Consider the following 17,334-nt stretch of genomic DNA (forward strand, 5'->3'; position numbering starts at 1 on the left):
TCACTCGCCCTCGAGCTTGAAGGCACGATGCAGCGCGACAATCGCCTTCTCCGCAAGGTCAGCGCGCACAACGCAGGTCAGCCGGATCGACGACGTCGAAATCATTTCGATGTTGATGCCTTCTCCCGCAAGGACCTCGAACATCGTCGCGGAAACACCGGGGTGGGTTTTCATTCCGGCGCCGATGATCGAAACTGTTGCCACATCGGGGTCGGCCAGAATGTCGTGGGCCCCGATCTCCGACTGAAGGCCCCGGCAGACCTCGCTCGCCGCTTCGAGGTCTTCGTGCGGCACCGTGAACGAGATGTCGGTCGTGCCCGCAAGGGAGACGTTCTGCTCGATCATGTCGACGTTTATCGAGCGATCTGCCAGCGCTCTGAACAACCTCGCCGCGATGCCGGGCCGGTCCGGAACCCCTGTAACCGTCAGCTTCGCCTCGGAGCTGTCCGAGACGACAGCCGAGATGATGGCTTGCTCCATTTCGGGGTCTTCCTCCTCGATCCAGGTACCAGGCTCCCAAGTAAACGCCGAGCGAACGTGCAGCGGAACGCCATGGTTGCGAGCGAACTCGACCGAGCGCATCGCAGGCTTCGGGCAGCCTGCCGCGCACATCTCGAGCATCTCCTCGAAGCTGATCCTCTTGAGCCGGCGTGCCTCGGGCACGACGCGGGGGTCCGCGGTGAACACGCCCGACACGTCGGTGTAGATCTCGCACGCCTGCGCTTGCAACGCCTTGGCGAGAGCCACTGCTGTCGTATCCGTGCCGCCCCTGCCGAGGAACGTGACATCCCGGTCGGTGGAAACACCTTGCGCTCCGCCGACCACAGGCACCTTGCCCTGTGCGAGTGCTTCACGGATCCGGTCGGCGCGGACGTCGACGATCTTCGCCTTGGTGTGCGCCGTGTCGGTGATGATGCCCGCCTGGCTGCCGGTGAAGCTGTCGGCCGGAATGCCGGCATCGTGAAGAGCCATGCACAGCAGCGCCATTGCCTTGCGCTCACCTGCAGTGATCAGCATGTCCATTTCGCGGCCGGGACGGGTGCCCGAGACCTGGCCGGCGAGGTGAAGTAGCTCGTCGGTCTCCTTGCCCATCGCCGAGACGGCGACCACGACCTGATTGCCCCGCTTGACGCTGCGGGCCACGTAGTCCGCGACGTTGCGCATCCGTTCGGCGTCACCGACCGAAGTGCCGCCAAACTTCATTACCAGCAGGGCCACGACTCTCCAGGCTACCAGCGGCCTACCCGCTGACCCGCTGGGTTTCGGTGGGCTGCTGGCGGCTACCTTTGTCCGCCGTGCCCTCCGACAAACGATCCCGACAACGCGCCGGACGTGCCGTGCGCATGGCCGAATTGCAGCGCGCCCAACAACGTCGCAGCCGCGTGCGCCGCGGCGTGATAATCGGCGTCATCGTCGCAGCCGCGATCGGCCTGGCGATCTACACCGGAACCCAGGGAAGTTCTTCGAAGAGGGTCGGGACTTCGACACCGACCACTGCAATCAGCACCAACGGGTTGGTCGCCCGGTCGGCACCCCCCATCAGCACCGCTTGCGACCAGCCGGCTGGGGGCGCCGCCGGCTCGGGTGCGACGCCAGCCTCGGGGAACGCGGTCTCGATCGTTCCGGCCCCGGCTCACGTCCCCTTCCCGAACCTCGACGGCTCGTCGCCCCGGTACACCAAGTTCTCGGCCGCCCCGCCGTTCTGCCTCGACTCCAGCAAGACCTACACCGCGACGGTCAAGACAGACGCCGGCGACTTCACGATCCAGCTGCTACCGAAGTACGCGCCGGCGACGGTGAACAGCTTCGTCTTCCTCGCCGGCTACCACTTCTACGACGGGATCGTGTTCCACCGGGTTATCCCCGGATTCATGAACCAGGTCGGCGACCCGACCGCGACCGGTACGAGCGGACCCGGGTACTCCTTCGCCGACGAGTTGCCCTCCAGCAACACCGCATACAAGCCGGGCGCCGTGGCGATGGCGAACAGCGGACCGAACACCAACGGATCGCAGTTCTTCATCGTGGTGCCAGGCGGAGGGTCCCAGCTATCCCCGAACTACAGCGTTTTCGGCCAGGTGACCTCAGGCCTCGATATCGTCGAGAAGATCAATTCGGACGGATCCCAGGGCGGTACGCCGGCGAAGTACCACAAGATCATGTCCATTTCGCTTGCCGAGTCCTGAACCCAGCGATAGGAGCACATGTGACAACTCCATGCCCTGAGCCTGACGGTTCGAGCCCCCAGCAGCAGGCCTTCGACGGTCCGCCGCCCATGTGCATCGACCGGTCGAAGCGCTACTCGGCCCGCATGGTTACTACGAAGGGGACCATGTCCATGGCGCTCGATGCAGCGGCGGCCCCCCTGACAGTCAACAACTTCGTTTTCCTGGCCCGCTACCACTACTTCGACGGCATCGTGTTCCATCGGATCATCCCCGGATTCGTGCTGCAAGGTGGCGACCCGACCGGTACGGGGACGGGAGGGCCGGGCTACAGGTTCGCGGACGAGCTGCCCCAACCCGGGCGGTACGAGCTCGGCTCGCTGGCGATGGCCAACGCCGGGCCGGACACCAACGGGAGTCAGTTCTTCGTGATAAGCGGACCGTCGGGAATGAGGCTGCCTCCGCAGTACTCCTTGTTCGGAAAGGTCGTGTCCGGCTTGGACGTTGTCGCTGCGATCGACGCAGTGGGCACTCAGTCGGGCACCCCGACCGAGCGGGTCACAATCGAGTCGGTGACGATCTCAGAGGCGGAATAGGTTCCGGCGCGAAGGGGTCTAGGCAGGGGGGCTTTCCCCAACCGGTCAGCGGTTGGCGAGCACCTGTAGGCCGGCGGGCTTTCCGTCCACGTAGACGGTGACCTCGCCGGCGCCGGCGGTACGCCACAAGCCGTCCGGATCGCGGATCAGCGCGGTGCGCTCCTCGATCGCCGCGATGCGCAAATGTCCGGTTGCGAGCTGCACCGTTCGGTGAGCCTTCTCTTCCGACCACGTGTCGTAGTGGGGCAGGACGGCGAGGTGGCCGACCAGGCCGAGGCCCAGGGTCAGCGCGCCCCCACGGGGGTCGACCATCGGGTCGCACAGCACCATCGCGCCGGCCGAGGAGCCCGCGACCACGGCCCCCGCGTTCCACGCCTCGACCAGAGCCGACCACACCGGCGAGTCCTTCAGTACCGACCGGAGATGCATCGGCGATCCGCCGGACAGGTAGATGAAGGTCCCCTTCCTGACCAGATCGGCCTGGGCTTGATCCAGCGCATCCGACCGGGAGAGCACCATGGCCGGCGTCACCTTGGCGCCGAACTCCGCAAACCACGCCGCGGCGTGATCGACGGCCCGCTGAGGGTGCTCGTAGGCTGCTGCCGTAGGCAGCACGACGATCTCGGGACGCCCGGCGCCTTCCCAGAGGTCGCGGTCGAACTCGCAGCCCGGGTTCCATTCGCCGCCGCCCACCAGTGCGAGGGGCCCGCAGGATTCAGTCGTCATCTGGCGCTCAACGTAGCGGTTGAGCGGGTATGACGGGTGCGCCGGCAAGGGCACACCCGTCGCTTCCCGCGGGGGTGGCAGACCCCTTCTCCGCAATGGTCACTGTAGCTGGCCTGAGGAGATCTGGCACCAGCCAATCTTGAGAGATTGGAGGGCGGTGGCATGGGAGAATGGCAAGCCATGCCCGATCCGACCGATGCGACGTCCGGCGCGCGCCTCGCGTCGCCCGACCGCCCTTGGGTGATGCGCACCTATTCGGGACATTCCACCGCGAAGGCATCCAACCACCTGTACCGGACCAACCTCGCCAAGGGGCAGACCGGGCTGTCGGTCGCCTTCGACCTTCCAACCCAGACCGGCTACGACCCCGACGCCCCCGAAGCCCGCGGAGAGGTCGGCAAGGTCGGAGTCCCAGTCGTGCACAAGGGGCACATGGCCGAGCTGATGGACGGGATCCCTCTCGGCGAGATGAACACGTCGATGACGATCAACGCCACCGCCGCCTGGCTGCTCGGCCTGTACGTGGCAAGAGCCGACGACACGTCTGTAGACCGGCAGTCGTTGACGGGCACCGTGCAGAACGACATCGTCAAGGAGTACCTCTCGCGGGGCACCTACATCTTCCCGCCCGGCCCGAGCCGGCGGCTGACGGTCGACACGATCTCCTGGTCGGTCCGAAACCTCCCCAGGTGGAACCCGATCAACGTCTGCAGCTATCACCTGCAGGAGGCAGGGGCGACTCCAGTGCAGGAGCTCGCCTTCGCCCTCGCCACGGCGATCGCTGTTGTCGACGCGGTCCGCGATTCTGGGCAGCTGACTGCCGGCGAGCTCCCGTCAGTCGTCGGACGGATCTCATTTTTCTGCAACGCCGGTATCCGGTTCGTGGAGGAAGTGTGCAAGATGCGCGCGTTCACCTCGATGTGGGACGAGATCTGCTTGTCGAGATGGGGGGTTGAGGATCCGGCGTTGCGACGTTTTCGGTACGGGGTGCAGGTCAACTCGCTCGGTCTGACCGAGCAGCAACCGGAAAACAACATCCCTCGCATAACTCTCGAAGCTCTCGGTGTGACTCTCGCACGCGGCGCCAGAGCGCGGGCCATACAGCTTCCGGCATGGAACGAGGCGCTCGGCTTGCCGCAGCCATGGGACCAGCAGTGGTCGCTGAGGATCCAGCAGATACTCGCCTTCGAGAGCGACCTTCTCGAATACGGGGACATCTTCGAAGGTTCACGCGTGATCGAAGCGCGCACGAACGAACTGATCGACGCAGCCAGGTCAGAGCTCGACGAGGTCCTCTCGGCAGGCGGGGCGTTCGAGGCGATCGACCTGATGAAGTCGGCCCTCGTTGTGAGCCAATCGCAGCGCACCCGCCGCATCGAGTCGGGTGATCAACCGGTCGTGGGGGTCAATCGCTTCACCACCAGCGAAACGTCCCCACTCGGCGGCGACGAATCGATATTGCGTGTCGATCCGGCGGTCGAGTCCGAGATGGTCGCGGACGTCGAGCGCTGGCGGTCCGAAAGGGACGTGGCGCGCGTCGCGGCAGCGATCGATGGACTGAAGCGTGCCGCGGAAGGCAACGACAACCTCATGCCCGCCACCATCGAACTGGCCCACGCCGGCGGAACGACCGGGGAGTGGGCGGACACACTGCGGGCACTGTGGGGCGACTACCGCGCCCCGACCGGAGTGGGCAGTGCGGCTGCCGTCAACGACGGTCGCGGCACCGGTTTCCAGGCTGCACGGGAGAGGATCCGCGTAGCAGCCTCGAAGATGGGCGGACCCCCGCGCCTCCTCGTCGCCAAGCCCGGACTCGACGGGCACAGCAATGGGGCCGAGCAGATCGCGGTCGCTGCGCGAGACGCCGGCTTCGAAGTCGTGTACCAGGGGATCCGTCAGTCGCCCGAACAGATCGCCGCGGTGGCACGCGACGAAGACGTCGACCTCATCGGGCTGTCGATCTTGTCGGGAAGCCACCTGGAGCTAGTGCAAGAGGTGATGGACCGGCTTAGTGCCGCTGGCATCGACATCCCGGTCGTCGTCGGGGGGATCATCCCGCCCGAAGACGGCGAGGCGCTCAAGGCTGCCGGGGTTGCGGCCGTCTACACACCCAAGGACTTCGAGTTGGGGCGGATCGTGGCGGAGCTGGCGTCGTTGCTGTAGCGGATTCCAACCCGCCAATCCGAGCGCCGAACGCCGAACGCCGAACGCGGAGTTAGCCGAGTTATTAGGGCGCAGGCCCGAGAAGCACGGCCAGTTCCTTCCTCGCCTCTTCGAGATGCTTGCGCACCGTCCCATCGGCAATCCCGAGTGCCTCACCGGCTTCGCGGACCGGCAGCCCGACCACGAGGCACATGACTGCGCACGCCCGCCGGCGGGGCGCCATGGCGGCGAGCACGGTGCCGATCGCAACCGACGAGGTGGCGACGGCGGCGGTCGGATCGGTGCCGGCGGTGACAGAAGCGGTCGACGCAGCGGGTTCGTCCCGGAGCGCTTCCCTCTCTCGCCGGCGGCGTCCCCTGGCGAGAAGGCGAAAGCCGGTCGTGTAGACGTAGCCGGGAGGGTTAGCACCGCGGCGGATCCGCCGCCAGTGAGCGAGGGCGCGGGCGAAAGCCTCCTGGGCCACGTCTTCGGCAGTGGATGGATCCGCGCCGGCGAGCCCTAAGGCCCGAACGAGCCGGCGGTAGTGCAGCTGATAACACACGACGAAGTCGGTCGTCGGGAGGTCCGGCGACGCGCTGAAGGCCGCGTCCGGTTCGTAGCCGGATTGCCCCTGTGGTCCCCGGGAACGAGGGTCCCCAGGCTCAGGCTCATCTGGCTGGCGGACCTGCACCGCCTCCATGGTTGCAGTCAGGTCTACCTAGCCGCCGGATCCCGGCGACGGCGAAGATGTGTTGCTCTTGGCGGGCGGGAGTGCCGGGCAGGCATAGGCGGTGGCGCCACCGCTGACCGTCGTAAGGGGTCGGCACGGCGGGAGGGTGGACGGCGTCGGAATCGGCCCCCCGTAAACGCAGGGATAGGCGACGCTGCCCTGACCCGGCGTGGAAGCGCCACCAACTGTCGCCGACCCACCGGCGGCGTGCACAGATCCAGAACTGGACGAACCCGACCCGGACGAACCCGAACCCGACGAACCCGAGCCGGACGAACCCCCACTGGGAGCCCCGACCCCCGGGGACAGCGGAGCCGCCGGCTTGGGCGCGAGCTCAACATCGACTCTCGCCACCTCGTGGCCGGCGTGGTCGTACGCGGTGAGCGTGCCGTAGGACGTGGTGCTCTGGCCAGACGTGCCACCCGGGAACGGTGCCGCCAGGGCCGCCCACCCCTGAACTGGTTCCATCTGGTCGGTTGAGCCGCCGGTGAACTGCATCCGTACCTGGGTCACATTGGGTGCGGTGTCGGCGATCACGACCAGGGTCGGGTCGCCTTCGGCCTGGCCGACGATGGACGGCTGGGTGGCGATGACCGGGCCGCTGGTCGAGTTTTGGTACAAGAACCCTTGGGCGATCCCGACCATGTTGGGTGTGGACACTTCGGCCTGGAAGCGGCTGCCGCCGAGCTCGCACGTCGCCGCCCCCTGGTAGGGCAGCGGGTTGGGGAACGTGAAGAGGAAGCCGCGGATATCGATCGACCCGGCCTGGCGAGTGAAGAGCCGCTTGTACTGGGAGGGCTGGAAAACAGCGGCCGACGGGCCGGCAGCCCCGGGCGTGCCCAACGCCGGCGTCGCCGAACTGCCAGCCGATCGCTTGACCGGCCCCGAGACCGGAGCGGTCGCGACGATCTGCTGGCCGGACCCTCCCCCGGTCGCCGACGCGACGCCGTAACCGATACCGCCGCCGGCGCCTAGAGCCAGCCCGGCCGCGATGGCCGCGACGCGGGCCCGCCGGCGACCTGCCCGCGAGACGATCGACCTGAGCTCGTCGGGGCCTCCCGACCCGGCGCCTTCGAGAAGGCCACCCATGCGCGGATCAACTGGTTCCATGCCCTCTTAAAACCCTCGAGGGTGTTGAAACGCGTAGTTACCAGACGAATTATTCAGCGAGCCCGGTTCAACCAGGGGCGGTCCCGGCGGACAGGGGTCGGCTTCGACCACCACCTGCCGGAAAACCGCCACGCGCTGGCGCGCTCCGGTTCCTGAGGCACGTGAACGACCGGCCGCGGCCAAGCGATCTCCACCGCGGCGACGATGGCCGCGAGCTCCTCGGGCGAGGGATCCGCGGGTCTCATAGGGGAACGTTTCCGTGCTTGCGTTTGGGCAGCTCCTCGCGCTTGGAACGCAGAAGATCCAGGGAACGTGAAAGCACCTTGCGCGTCTCCGAAGGGTCGATGACGTCGTCCACGTACCCCCGCTCGGCGGCGAGGTAGGGGTTGGCGAACTTCTCGGTGTACTCCTCGACCAGCTGGGCACGGCGGGCGGCCGGGTCAGGCGAAGTGGCCAGCTCTCGCCGGTAGACGATGTCGACCGCCCCCTGAGGGCCCATCACCGCCAGCTCGGCGGATGGCCACGCGAACGCGAGATCGGCGCCGATCGACTTTGAGTTCATGACGACGTACGCCCCGCCGTATGCCTTCCGGGTGATGATCTGAATGCGAGGGACGGTGGACTCGCAGTACGCGTACAGCAGCTTGGCGCCGTGGCGGATGATTCCGCCGTACTCCTGGTCGGTTCCAGGCATGAACCCGGGCACGTCCACGAACGTCACCAGCGGAATGTTGAACGAGTCGCAGGTACGCACGAACCGCGCGCCCTTCTCCGAGCTCTCGATGTCGAGAACGCCGGCGAGGTTCTGGGGCTGGTTGCCGACGATCCCCACAACGTGACCGTCGATGCGTCCGAACCCACAGACCAGATTCATCGCCCAAAGGGCGTGATACTCGAAGAACTCGCCATCGTCGACAACAGCCGCGATGACCTTCTTCATGTCGTAAGGCTGGTTCGGGCTCGGAGGGATCAGCGCCCGAAGCTCCGGAGTCGGCCTTTCCGGATCGTCTCCGGAATCGAAGCGTGGCGGCTCCTCCATGTTGTTTGCCGGCAGGAAGCTGAGCAGGTAGCGCACCTCGTCCAGGCAGCTCTTCTCGTCGGCCGTGACGAAGGCCGCGACGCCGGACTTGGTCGCGTGAGTCAGGGCCCCACCGAGTTCCTCGAGGGTGACTTCCTCTCCCGTGACCGTCTTCACCACGTCCGGGCCGGTGATGAACATCTGCGACGTGTCGCGCACCATGAAGATGAAGTCGGTCATCGCCGGGCTGTAGACGGCGCCACCCGCGCACGACCCCATGATCACGCTGATCTGTGGGATCACGCCGGACGCGTCGACGTTCCGCTTGAAGATCCCCCCGAAGTAATGCAGGCCCACGACTCCCTCTTGGACCCTGGCGCCGCCACCGTCGTTGATCCCCACCATCGGCACGCCGAGCGACACCGCGAGGTCCATGATCTTGTGGACCTTTTCACCGAAGACTTCCCCGAGCGATCCGCCGTTGACGGTGAAGTCCTGCGAGAACAGGCACACCTTCCGGCCGTCGACGGTTCCGAACCCGGTGATCACACCGTCCGTATACGGACGCTTTTCGTCAGGGAGCCCGGGCGCCCGGGTGCGCGCGAGCATGTCCAGCTCCTGAAACGAGCCTTCGTCCACCAGGTAGTCGATGCGCTCCCGGGCGGTCATCTTGCCCTTGGAGTGCTGGCGCTCGACCGCATGCGGAGACCCCGCGTGGAGAGCCGCCTCCTTGCGGCTGGCCAACTCGTCGAGGCGTTCCGTCATCGGGTGCTCTGACATCGGCTGAAGGCTACCGCCGGTCTGCTGCGCGGCCCCATTCGAGGACGCCCCGCCCTCCGTCGGCGGGGCAGACTGAAATCGTGGGAAGCGCATGGCCGTTGGTCGAGCCGACACCAACCCGCTGGGCGTTCCCCGAGGGGCCGGAGGCGCTGGCGAGGGCCGCCGCGTCCACTGGAGACGGAATCAGATCGGAGGTCATCGGGGTCGGCGCGGACCTCGAGCCGGGGACTTTGCTGGCGGCATACCGGGGCGGCGTTTTCCCGATGCCGGCACGTCGCGGCGTGGTTGCGTGGTGGTCTCCGGACCCCCGCGGCATCGTCCCGTTGGAGCCGCAACAGGTTCACGTCTCACGCTCGCTTCGCCGGTCACTGCGACGCTTCGAGATAAGGGTGAACGAGGGGTTCGACGAGGTGATCTGGTCGTGCGCGGACCGACGGCGCCCCGGGGCTTGGATCGACAAGGACATCATCCGTGCCTACACCCGCCTCCACGAACTGGGATGGGTGCACAGCGTCGAAGCATGGGACGAACGGGGAAGACTGGCCGGCGGGCTCTACGGAGTTACCATGGGTGGCTTGTTCGCCGGCGAGTCGATGTTCCACCGCCAGACCGATGCCTCGAAGGTCGCGTTCGTCGGTTTGGTCGAGATACTGAGAGCCTTGCCGGGTGAAGCCCGGTTACTCGACGTTCAGTGGGCCACGCCCCACCTCAAAACCTTGGGGGCGGTCGAGGTCAGCCGGGCGCGGTATCACGATCTGCTGCACAGGGCTCTCGGGTTGTCCCAGCCGAAGGTGTTCGGTGGTACGTGACGTGCTCAGCCGGCTTCGAGGCGTGCTTGCAGGCGGCGGACGCGTTCGATCAGCCCCGGCGAGTCGAGGACGTTGGCGGCGAGCTCCTCGAACGCCGGCGTGGGCCCGGCCCATCGCAGATCCTCCGGAGACCCGAGGACGGCAGGATCGGTCCGCAGCGTCGCCAGATCCCTGAACAGGTAGGCGAGGTCGCGTTGGGCCGCCAAAGTTGACGCTAGGGTGCCGCCGCCGCGCACGGAGACCTTCCAGTCGGTCGCAGAATCGGGTATCTCCTCGAGGTGCCTGTAACGGGCAAGGACAGCGGCGGCTGACTTTGCACCCCAACCGGCCAAGCCGGGAAAACCGTCAGCACTGTCGCCGACCAAGGCTAGATAATCCGGTATCGAAGCCGGACCGACACCGAACTTCGCTCGCACTCCCTCCTCGTCGATGACCATGCCGCGCCGGCGATCCAGTTGGACAACGCGCCCGTCGGAGACGCACTGGCCGAGGTCCTTGTCCGGTGTGCAAATCACCACCTGCTCGACCGCGTTGTCCCGTGAGGAGACGGCCGCGGCGGACGCGAGCGCGTCGTCAGCCTCGAGGTCGACCATCGGCCAAACCACAAAACCGGTGGCCGTCAGCGCCTCTTCGAGCAAGCCGAACTGCGCGAGCAGGACCGGATCCACGCCCTCGCTCGTCTTGTAGCCCGGCCACAGATCGTTGCGGAAAGACTCGATCACATGATCTGTAGCGACGCCGACGTGCGTCGCGCCTTCTTCGATCAAAGAGAGAACTGACGACAGCACCCCGCGCGTTGCGGCCACGTCCTCGCCGCGGGCGTTGACGTGGGTTGGAGCTCCGAAGAAATGACGAAACAGCTCGTAGGTACCGTCGACGAGGAAGACCCTGATGCCCCCAGCATGGCACGGAGAACACGGCGCCGGGTGCAGTTAGGCCAGTGCAGTTAGCTTGGTCGGAGTGAGCTGGCTGCTGTGCGACTACGGAGAGGTGTTGTCACTCGCCCCTCCGCAACGGGACCGTGAAACATTGCAAAAAGCTGGAGGTTGGCGCGGTTCGAGCGATTCCTTCTGGTCCGCGTACTGGACCCACCGACGCGCCTACGACCGCGGCGATCTGTCGGGCGGCGAGTACTGGTCATCCGTCCTCGGTCGGGAACCGGACACCGACGAGTTGCTCCGGATATTCGCTGCGGATGTGGCCGGATGGCTCCACCCCAACCTCGGCAGCGTCCAGGCGGTTGAGCAGTTGAACGATCGTGGCTTCGACCTCGCCCTTTTCTCGAACGCGCCCGTCGAGGTGGCGGCGGGGATCGCTGCCGCACCATGGCTGGCACCTTTTTCCCGGAAGTTCTTCAGCTGCGATCTCCGCGCGGTCAAGCCCGAGGCGGCTGCTTACAAGTCGGTTCTCGATGCCCTTGGTGCGAGCCCCGACGAGGTGCTGTTCGTCGACGACCGGCAGGTCAACGTCGACGGAGCGAGGGAGTTGGGTATACGCGCGGTTCTCTTCGAGAGCCCAGGCCAGTTCGCCGGGCTCTACTGAGGTTCGGGCGTGAGGATTACCGCACCGTCGTCTGTCACCAGGATGGTGTGCTCGAACTGAGCGGTGCGGCGGCCATCAGCAGTGACGGCTGTCCACCCGTTGCTCCACATCTTCTCCCGCCAGGTTCCGATCGTGATCATCGGTTCTATGGTGAAAACCATGCCCGGCTCCATGATCGTCGAGGCCTCTGGGGTGTAGTAGTGCGGAACACTCGGCGACGTGTGGAACTGCTCGCCGATGCCATGCCCGACGAACATCCTCACGACGCCGTAACCGTTGGCGTGGGCGTGATCCTCGATCGCGGCACCGATGTCTGAGAGTGGACGACCGGGCTTCACCGCGTCGATGCCTCGCTGGCGGCACTCGCGGGTCACCTCTACCAGCCGGCGTGATTCCGCGTCGACGTCCCCGACGTAGAACGTCGCGTTGCAGTCGCCGTGCACGCCATCGAGGTACGCGGTGACGTCGATGTTGACGATGTCACCATCTTCGAGCGGCCGGTCGTCGGGGATGCCGTGGCAGATCACCTCGTTGACCGACGTGCAGATCGATTTCGGATAGCCGTGGTAGTTGAGCGTCGAGGGGCACGCGCCACGTTCGATGTAAGCATCGTGGGCGACGGCGTCGAGCTCGTCGGTCGTGATGCCCGGGGCGACAGCTCGACCGGTTACAGCCAGAACTTCGGCGGCCAAACGCCCCGCTACACGCATCCGCTCGATGACTTGGGGCGCCTTTACCATCGGCTCGTCGAACTTCGCCGGCTCACCGCTGAAGTAGTAATCGGTGAGCACGATCCCGTCGGGAACGGTACGCATCGGGCTCACCACCCCCGGGAGAACCCTGCCTTGAGAGGCCTTGTGACAACGCTTGAACTTGCGGCCGCTGCCGCACCAGCACGGATCGTTGGACTTCAGCGATCTCGTTTTCTCATCGATGATTGCGGATCGTTGAGTCGACGTGCCCAAGGTGACTCGCCTTACTCCTGAACCAGCTCGATGAGGGTGCCGAACGCGGCCTTCGGATGGAGGAAAGCTACGGTCGTCCCTCGGGAGCCGGGACGCGGTTCGGTGTCGATCGCGCGCGCGCCGGCCGCGATTGCCTGGTGGAGCGCCTCGGCGCAGTCGTCGACTCGGTAACCGACGTGGTGGAGGCCTTCTCCCTTGTTGTCGAGGAACTTGGCGACCGGCGAGTCGTCTCGAGTTGGGGTCAACAGCTGAACATAGGAGTCCGCGACCGCCAGCAACGCTTCTTCCACACCGTCGCGTTCGACCACCTCCCGGTGGGCCACGGTCGCTCCGAACGCCTGCTTGTACCAATCGATCGCCGCGTCCAGATCGCGAACGGCTATAGCGACGTGGTCGACTTCGGTCAGCGCCATCAACTCAGGGTACCGCCAGAGTGCCTCGTCCCAGGAAGCGCACAAAAGGTGCCCGGGTGCCGGACCGTGCACTGACCTGGTCAATCGATCGACGGCAGGAGGAACAGAATGCCCGGTTCGGTGATCGTCGCCGGCGCCAAGACGCCGATAGGCAAGCTGTCGGGAGCATTCGCGGGGTTCTCTGCGGCGCAGCTCGGCTCCCACGCGATCAGAGCCGCCCTCGAACGGGCCGGCACCAAGCCGGACGACGTCGACTACGTGATCATGGGCCAGGTACTTCTCGCCGGCGCCGGCCAGGTCCCGGCGCGTCAGGCCGCGGCAGGCGCAGGGATCCCGATGACCACGCCGGCGGCGGTCGTCAACAAGGTGTGCCTCTCGGGCCTCAACGCCGTCTACCAGGCCGACCTGATGATCTCGGCCGGCGATGCCGAAATCATCGTGGCCGGGGGCATGGAGTCGATGACCAGTGCTCCCCACCTCTTGCTCGGAGCCCGGCAGGGCTTTCGTGTGGGCGACGCGACCCTGCACGATTCGATGATGTACGACGGTTTGGAAGACGCCCGTAGCCATGAAGCGATGGGGCTCGACACCGAGCACCATCTGCCGAAGTTCCCGAAGGTGACCCGCGACCGCCAGGACGCCTTCGCGGCGGACTCGCATGAGAGAGCCGCCCGGGCGACCAAGGACGGACTCTTCGCGGCAGAGATCGTTCCGGTCGAAGTACCCCAGAGGAAAGGTGACCCCGTGGTTGTCAGTTCCGACGAGGGCATCAGGCCGGGCACGTCCGCCGAGTCGCTTGCTGCGCTTCGGCCGGCGTTTTCACCGGAAGGATCGATCACCGCCGGGAACGCCTCTCAGATCTCGGACGGCGCTTCAGCGGTGGTCGTCATGTCGGAGGCCGCCGCGCAGAGGTGTGGGGTGGAACCACTAGGCCGGGTGGTCAGCTACGGGATGGTGGCAGGACCGGACACCTGTCTGATGACCCAGCCGTCGAACTCGTCGCGGGTGGCTCTCGAAAAGGGGGGCCTTGCGATTGCCGACGTCGACCTGTTCGAGTTCAACGAGGCCTTCGCCGCTGTTGCTCTCGCCTCCATCGACGATCTGGGGGTCCCATCGGACATCGTCAACCCCAACGGCGGCGCCATCGCCTTGGGACACCCCATCGGGGCGTCGGGCAATCGCCTGGCCCTCACTTTGTTGAGCGAGCTGCGCCGGCGGGGCGGCGGCGTCGGCGTGGCAGCCCTTTGCGGAGGCGGCGGGCAGGGCGACGCCCTGGTTGTTCGGGCTTAGTCGACGAGTTCTCGGCGCCCCTCGAGCGCCCTGCCGAGGGTCACCTCGTCCGCATACTCGAGGTCACCCCCTGCCGGAAGGCCGCGTGCCACTTGAGTCACCTTCACCGGCAGCGGCTTCAGAAGCGTTCCCAGGTACAGCGCGGTCGCGTCGCCCTCGATGTTGGGATTGGTGCACAGGATCACCTCCCGGACCTGCTCGGAATCGATTCGCGCCAGGAGCTCCCGGATGCGCAGGCGCTCCGGGCCGATCCCGTCGATCGGGCTGATCGCGCCTTGAAGGACGTGATAGCGGCCGTGGTACTCGCGAACCTTCTCTATCGCCACGACGTCTCTGGGCTCCTCCACGACGAGAAGGACCGTCGAATCCCTTCGAGGATCCCGGCAGATATCGCATTCGACTTGCTCCGCTTCGCCGCCGGCAGCTCCGGGTTCGGCCGTGATGCTCTCGCCGCCGTGACCGTTCGTCGCGGCAGTGCCCTCGGCGATGTTGAAGCAACGCCGGCACCATGAAACCCGCTCCTTGACGATCTCGATCGCCCTCGAGAGGCGCAGGGCGTCTTCCGGAGAGAGCTTCAACAAATGGAAGGCGATGCGCTGCGCGGACTTAGGTCCGACGCCCGGCAGGCGCCCAAGCTCGTCGATCAGATCTTGGACTGCGGCTGCATACATCGGGGGACCGAGACTACCCGCGGCCCGAGCGAACGGACGGTTATCAAGCAGTCAGGTATCGGTCAGAGGCCGAGCAATCCTCCTGGATCGGCCGGCCCCACCCCGCCTTCCTTGCCCGGTGTCCCGAGGCCCCCGAGCAGGCCGCCAAGGCTTCCGCCGATCCCTCCGATCGCTTCGGAAGTCAATGCGCTGGCCTTCTCCACCGCGTCGCGCACGGCCGCGAGGATGAGGTCTTCGAGCATCTCTGCGTCCTCGGGGTCGATGACTTCCGGGTCGATCTTGACGGACTGGAAGTCGAGTCCCCCGGTCGTGATGACCCGGACGGCACCGCCGCCGGCGCTTCCTTCGACCGTCGTGTCGGCTGCCTCTCTCTGGGCCTGGCGCAGGTTCTCCTGCACCTGCCCTAGCTGCGAGAGAAGTGAGCCGAAGTCCGGGAGCCCGCCTTCCGGTCCGGATGTGTCGCTCATGGCGTGACCTCCTCCGCTCCCGGGAACGCTTCCATCAGTCGCTGCTCCGGGCTCAATGCGGCGGTGGGCGCGTCCTGCAGTTCGGTGACATCGAGGTTCCGGAAGTCTTCGTGGTCGCCTTCGGGTGCTCCCCCCGACCGTAGTGATGCACCGGATGTGGACCGCTCTCCGTCCTGTCCGTGTTGAGCGGCAACCGGTTTCGAGCCGGGGTCGAGCACTAGAACCATCGGCACCGGCCGCCCGAAGTGCGCTCCGAGGGCCGCTTCGACCTCGGGGAGCAGCGGCTCGGCTCGGTTGAGCAATCCCTGGTCGGGAACCGCGTAGATAGCGCGGCCGTCCTCGACGCCCAGGAAGCGGCCTGACGACAGGTACACCTTCACCCCGGGCCGCAGACCCGGAAGGATCCGGTCACCCCAGGCGAGGGTGAGGTCCTCTCGGGTGGGCATCTCGCCGGTGGCCGGGGATGTCAGAGTGGCTGCACCGGCTCGCCCGGCCGGTGCCGGTGCCGCGGCGGGTGCCGGCTCCGCTGCGGGTGCCGGCTCCGCAGCGCTCGCCTGCCGCGGCGGCTGCTGGCGGCGATGGGCTCCCAGGGCGGGCCGGGGCATCCCCGACGAACGGCCCTCAGTGCTCTCGGAAGTAGCGCTGCCGCCGCCCGGCACCGACCCCGATCCACCCTGGCTGATCGCCCGTTCGAGTCGCTCGATCCTCTCCAGCAGAGCCGGGCGCGAGTCGTCGGCCTCGGGTGCGGTGAGGCGGACCAGCGCAACCTCGAGCGTCACCCGCGGGTCGGGAGCGTCGCGCATGTCGATGATCGCCCGGCCCAGAACCTCCATGGCGCGGACGAGCGACGCCGTGCCAAGGCGCCGCGCCTCCGCTTCAGCTTCGGCGGCGACGTCGTCCGGAAGCATCACCAGCGAGCGGGCCTGGGTGGCAAGAAAGCCATTCCTCAGGTACTCGAGGACTTCGGTCGCGATACGCCTGGGGTCCCGACCTGCGGCGGCTGCTTCGGCGACCTCGACGAGAACCCTTCCGGAGTCGCGGTCGCCTATCGCGGTGACGAGATCGGCGACAACTGTTGCCTCATCGTCGACCCCGCCGGCGGCAGCAACCTGATCCAGTGCGGAAAGAGCGTCCCGCGCCGAGCCGTGACCGCGCTTCACCACCAGATCGATCGCCTCGGAGGGAAGTCCCAGCGAGGCCTTCGAGTTGACATCGTGCAGGAGGGTGCCGAGAACCTCGGACCCGAGCAAACGGAACTCGAAGTGCTGGGTGCGACTCCGGATTGTCGGCATCACCTTCTGCGGGTCTGTCGTGGCGAGCACGAAAATCACGTGCCCCGGGGGCTCCTCCAGAGTCTTCAGCAGGGCGCTCGCCGCCTGCGGTGTCAGCTGGTGCACCTCGTCGATGATGTAGACCTTCCACCGACCGGGGGTTCCGAGCGAAACCCGAGACAGCAGGTCCTTCATTTCATCGATGCCCCTGTTCGTCGCAGAGTCGAGCTCCTGAACATCGAGCGACGAACCCTGCCGGATGGCCACGCACGACGCGCACGTACCGTCTGGCTCACCGTCCTCGGGATGCTCGCAGTTGAGAGCCATCGCGAGGATCCGGGCGGTGGACGTCTTGCCGGTCCCGCGTGGGCCGCTGAAGAGGTAGGCGTGGGCGACCTTGCCTTCCCGTACGGCTCCCCGAAGAGCCCTGGTCACGTGCTCCTGGCCAAGGACTTCGGAGAAACGCTGCGGACGGAAGCGCCGGTAAAGCGCCCGATAGGCCGAACCCTCCCCCCGACCTGGGTCGGTACCGGAAGGAACGTCAGGCAGAGAAGCCACGAACGCCCAGACTATGGCAGCAGGGAGACCGTTCAAGACGCCGCTTCGGTGCGGGCCGAGCCGCTACATAGACCTGGTACA

At 66.6% G+C, this 17,334-nt stretch carries 18 protein-coding genes; 6 read left to right on the forward strand and 12 right to left on the reverse strand.

Annotation, left to right across the window (positions count from 1 at the left end):
* Complete coding sequence (locus VFZ97_00715) at positions 1-1,218, reverse strand: aspartate kinase (GenBank protein HEX6391931.1); 1,218 nt, start codon at positions 1,216-1,218, stop codon at positions 1-3.
* A 77-nt stretch (positions 1,219-1,295) separates the two neighbouring features.
* On the opposite strand from VFZ97_00715, the gene VFZ97_00720 reads away from it, so the two are divergent.
* Positions 1,296-2,186, forward strand: coding sequence for a peptidylprolyl isomerase (locus VFZ97_00720; GenBank protein HEX6391932.1), 891 nt, complete (start codon positions 1,296-1,298; stop codon positions 2,184-2,186).
* Positions 2,187-2,206: 20 nt separating this feature from the next.
* Positions 2,207-2,761 carry a peptidylprolyl isomerase gene (locus VFZ97_00725; GenBank protein HEX6391933.1) on the forward strand — a complete coding sequence of 185 codons (555 nt, stop codon included), beginning with the start codon at positions 2,207-2,209 and terminating at the stop codon, positions 2,759-2,761.
* 45 nt (positions 2,762-2,806) lie between these two features.
* On the opposite strand, the gene VFZ97_00730 is transcribed toward VFZ97_00725, so the two are convergent.
* The gene (locus VFZ97_00730; GenBank protein HEX6391934.1) at positions 2,807-3,487 is read right to left on the reverse strand and encodes a Type 1 glutamine amidotransferase-like domain-containing protein; all 681 of its coding nucleotides are present in this window, start codon (positions 3,485-3,487) and stop codon (positions 2,807-2,809) included.
* Positions 3,488-3,667: 180 nt separating this feature from the next.
* Between VFZ97_00730 and VFZ97_00735 the strand changes: the two genes are divergently transcribed.
* Entirely contained in the window at positions 3,668-5,650 is a 1,983-nt protein-coding gene (locus VFZ97_00735; GenBank protein HEX6391935.1) for a protein meaA, read from the forward strand.
* A gap of 64 nt (positions 5,651-5,714) precedes the next feature.
* Here VFZ97_00735 and VFZ97_00740 read toward each other — a convergent pair whose 3' ends face one another.
* The 4 genes from VFZ97_00740 to VFZ97_00755 are packed head-to-tail and all read right to left on the reverse strand — an operon-like array spanning position 5,715 to position 9,267.
* Complete coding sequence (locus tag VFZ97_00740) at positions 5,715-6,320, reverse strand: RNA polymerase sigma factor (protein HEX6391936.1); 606 nt, start codon at positions 6,318-6,320, stop codon at positions 5,715-5,717.
* Positions 6,321-6,347: 27 nt separating this feature from the next.
* Complete coding sequence (locus VFZ97_00745) at positions 6,348-7,469, reverse strand: hypothetical protein (GenBank protein ID HEX6391937.1); 1,122 nt, start codon at positions 7,467-7,469, stop codon at positions 6,348-6,350.
* Between the two features lie 53 nt (positions 7,470-7,522).
* Positions 7,523-7,714, reverse strand: a complete 192-nt coding sequence (locus VFZ97_00750; protein HEX6391938.1) for a hypothetical protein — start codon at positions 7,712-7,714, stop codon at positions 7,523-7,525.
* Positions 7,711-9,267 carry an acyl-CoA carboxylase subunit beta gene (locus tag VFZ97_00755; protein ID HEX6391939.1) on the reverse strand — a complete coding sequence of 519 codons (1,557 nt, stop codon included), beginning with the start codon at positions 9,265-9,267 and terminating at the stop codon, positions 7,711-7,713. Before VFZ97_00755 ends, VFZ97_00750 begins: the two co-directional genes overlap by 4 nt.
* 80 nt (positions 9,268-9,347) lie before the next feature.
* Here VFZ97_00755 and aat point away from each other — a divergent pair, with 80 nt between their 5' ends.
* Positions 9,348-10,076 carry a leucyl/phenylalanyl-tRNA--protein transferase gene (aat, locus tag VFZ97_00760; GenBank protein HEX6391940.1) on the forward strand — a complete coding sequence of 243 codons (729 nt, stop codon included), beginning with the start codon at positions 9,348-9,350 and terminating at the stop codon, positions 10,074-10,076.
* 5 nt (positions 10,077-10,081) lie between these two features.
* Here aat and VFZ97_00765 read toward each other — a convergent pair whose 3' ends face one another.
* Positions 10,082-11,008, reverse strand: a complete 927-nt coding sequence (locus VFZ97_00765; GenBank protein HEX6391941.1) for a 5'-3' exonuclease H3TH domain-containing protein — start codon at positions 11,006-11,008, stop codon at positions 10,082-10,084.
* A 28-nt stretch (positions 11,009-11,036) separates the two neighbouring features.
* Here VFZ97_00765 and VFZ97_00770 point away from each other — a divergent pair, with 28 nt between their 5' ends.
* A complete protein-coding gene (locus tag VFZ97_00770) occupies positions 11,037-11,618 on the forward strand; it encodes an HAD family phosphatase (protein ID HEX6391942.1) in 582 nt (193 codons plus the stop codon).
* On the opposite strand, the gene map is transcribed toward VFZ97_00770, so the two are convergent.
* Positions 11,612-12,583, reverse strand: coding sequence for a type I methionyl aminopeptidase (map, locus tag VFZ97_00775; GenBank protein HEX6391943.1), 972 nt, complete (start codon positions 12,581-12,583; stop codon positions 11,612-11,614). The genes VFZ97_00770 and map overlap by 7 nt on opposite strands.
* 11 nt (positions 12,584-12,594) lie before the next feature.
* Positions 12,595-12,996, reverse strand: coding sequence for a methylmalonyl-CoA epimerase (gene mce / locus VFZ97_00780; GenBank protein ID HEX6391944.1), 402 nt, complete (start codon positions 12,994-12,996; stop codon positions 12,595-12,597).
* Positions 12,997-13,104: 108 nt separating this feature from the next.
* Here mce and VFZ97_00785 point away from each other — a divergent pair, with 108 nt between their 5' ends.
* On the forward strand, positions 13,105-14,286 hold the full coding sequence (locus VFZ97_00785; protein ID HEX6391945.1) for an acetyl-CoA C-acetyltransferase: 1,182 nt from the start codon (positions 13,105-13,107) through the stop codon (positions 14,284-14,286).
* On the opposite strand, the gene recR is transcribed toward VFZ97_00785, so the two are convergent.
* The 3 genes from recR to dnaX form a co-directional block, all read right to left on the reverse strand.
* A complete protein-coding gene (recR, locus tag VFZ97_00790) occupies positions 14,283-14,957 on the reverse strand; it encodes a recombination mediator RecR (protein HEX6391946.1) in 675 nt (224 codons plus the stop codon). The genes VFZ97_00785 and recR overlap by 4 nt on opposite strands.
* A 62-nt stretch (positions 14,958-15,019) precedes the next feature.
* Positions 15,020-15,424: a YbaB/EbfC family nucleoid-associated protein gene (locus VFZ97_00795; GenBank protein ID HEX6391947.1), complete on the reverse strand. Its 405-nt coding sequence runs from the start codon at positions 15,422-15,424 to the stop codon at positions 15,020-15,022.
* On the reverse strand, positions 15,421-17,253 hold the full coding sequence (gene dnaX / locus VFZ97_00800; protein ID HEX6391948.1) for a DNA polymerase III subunit gamma/tau: 1,833 nt from the start codon (positions 17,251-17,253) through the stop codon (positions 15,421-15,423). Before dnaX ends, VFZ97_00795 begins: the two co-directional genes overlap by 4 nt.
* Positions 17,254-17,334: the final 81 nt, after the last annotated feature.

The organism is Acidimicrobiales bacterium (assembly GCA_036378675.1).
In the GTDB taxonomy this organism is placed as follows: domain Bacteria; phylum Actinomycetota; class Acidimicrobiia; order Acidimicrobiales; family Palsa-688; genus DASUWA01.

Coding starts and splice junctions, on each gene's coding strand:
- recR (HEX6391946.1), bottom strand. CDS start 14,957: ATGTATGCAGCCGCAGTCCAAGATCTGATCGACGAGCTTGGGCGCCTG.
- VFZ97_00745 (HEX6391937.1), bottom strand. CDS start 7,469: ATGGAACCAGTTGATCCGCGCATGGGTGGCCTTCTCGAAGGCGCCGGG.
- mce (HEX6391944.1), bottom strand. CDS start 12,996: ATGGCGCTGACCGAAGTCGACCACGTCGCTATAGCCGTTCGCGATCTG.
- VFZ97_00795 (HEX6391947.1), bottom strand. CDS start 15,424: ATGAGCGACACATCCGGACCGGAAGGCGGGCTCCCGGACTTCGGCTCA.
- VFZ97_00730 (HEX6391934.1), bottom strand. CDS start 3,487: ATGACGACTGAATCCTGCGGGCCCCTCGCACTGGTGGGCGGCGGCGAA.
- VFZ97_00735 (HEX6391935.1), top strand. CDS start 3,668: ATGCCCGATCCGACCGATGCGACGTCCGGCGCGCGCCTCGCGTCGCCC.
- VFZ97_00755 (HEX6391939.1), bottom strand. CDS start 9,267: ATGTCAGAGCACCCGATGACGGAACGCCTCGACGAGTTGGCCAGCCGC.
- VFZ97_00785 (HEX6391945.1), top strand. CDS start 13,105: ATGCCCGGTTCGGTGATCGTCGCCGGCGCCAAGACGCCGATAGGCAAG.
- VFZ97_00750 (HEX6391938.1), bottom strand. CDS start 7,714: ATGAGACCCGCGGATCCCTCGCCCGAGGAGCTCGCGGCCATCGTCGCC.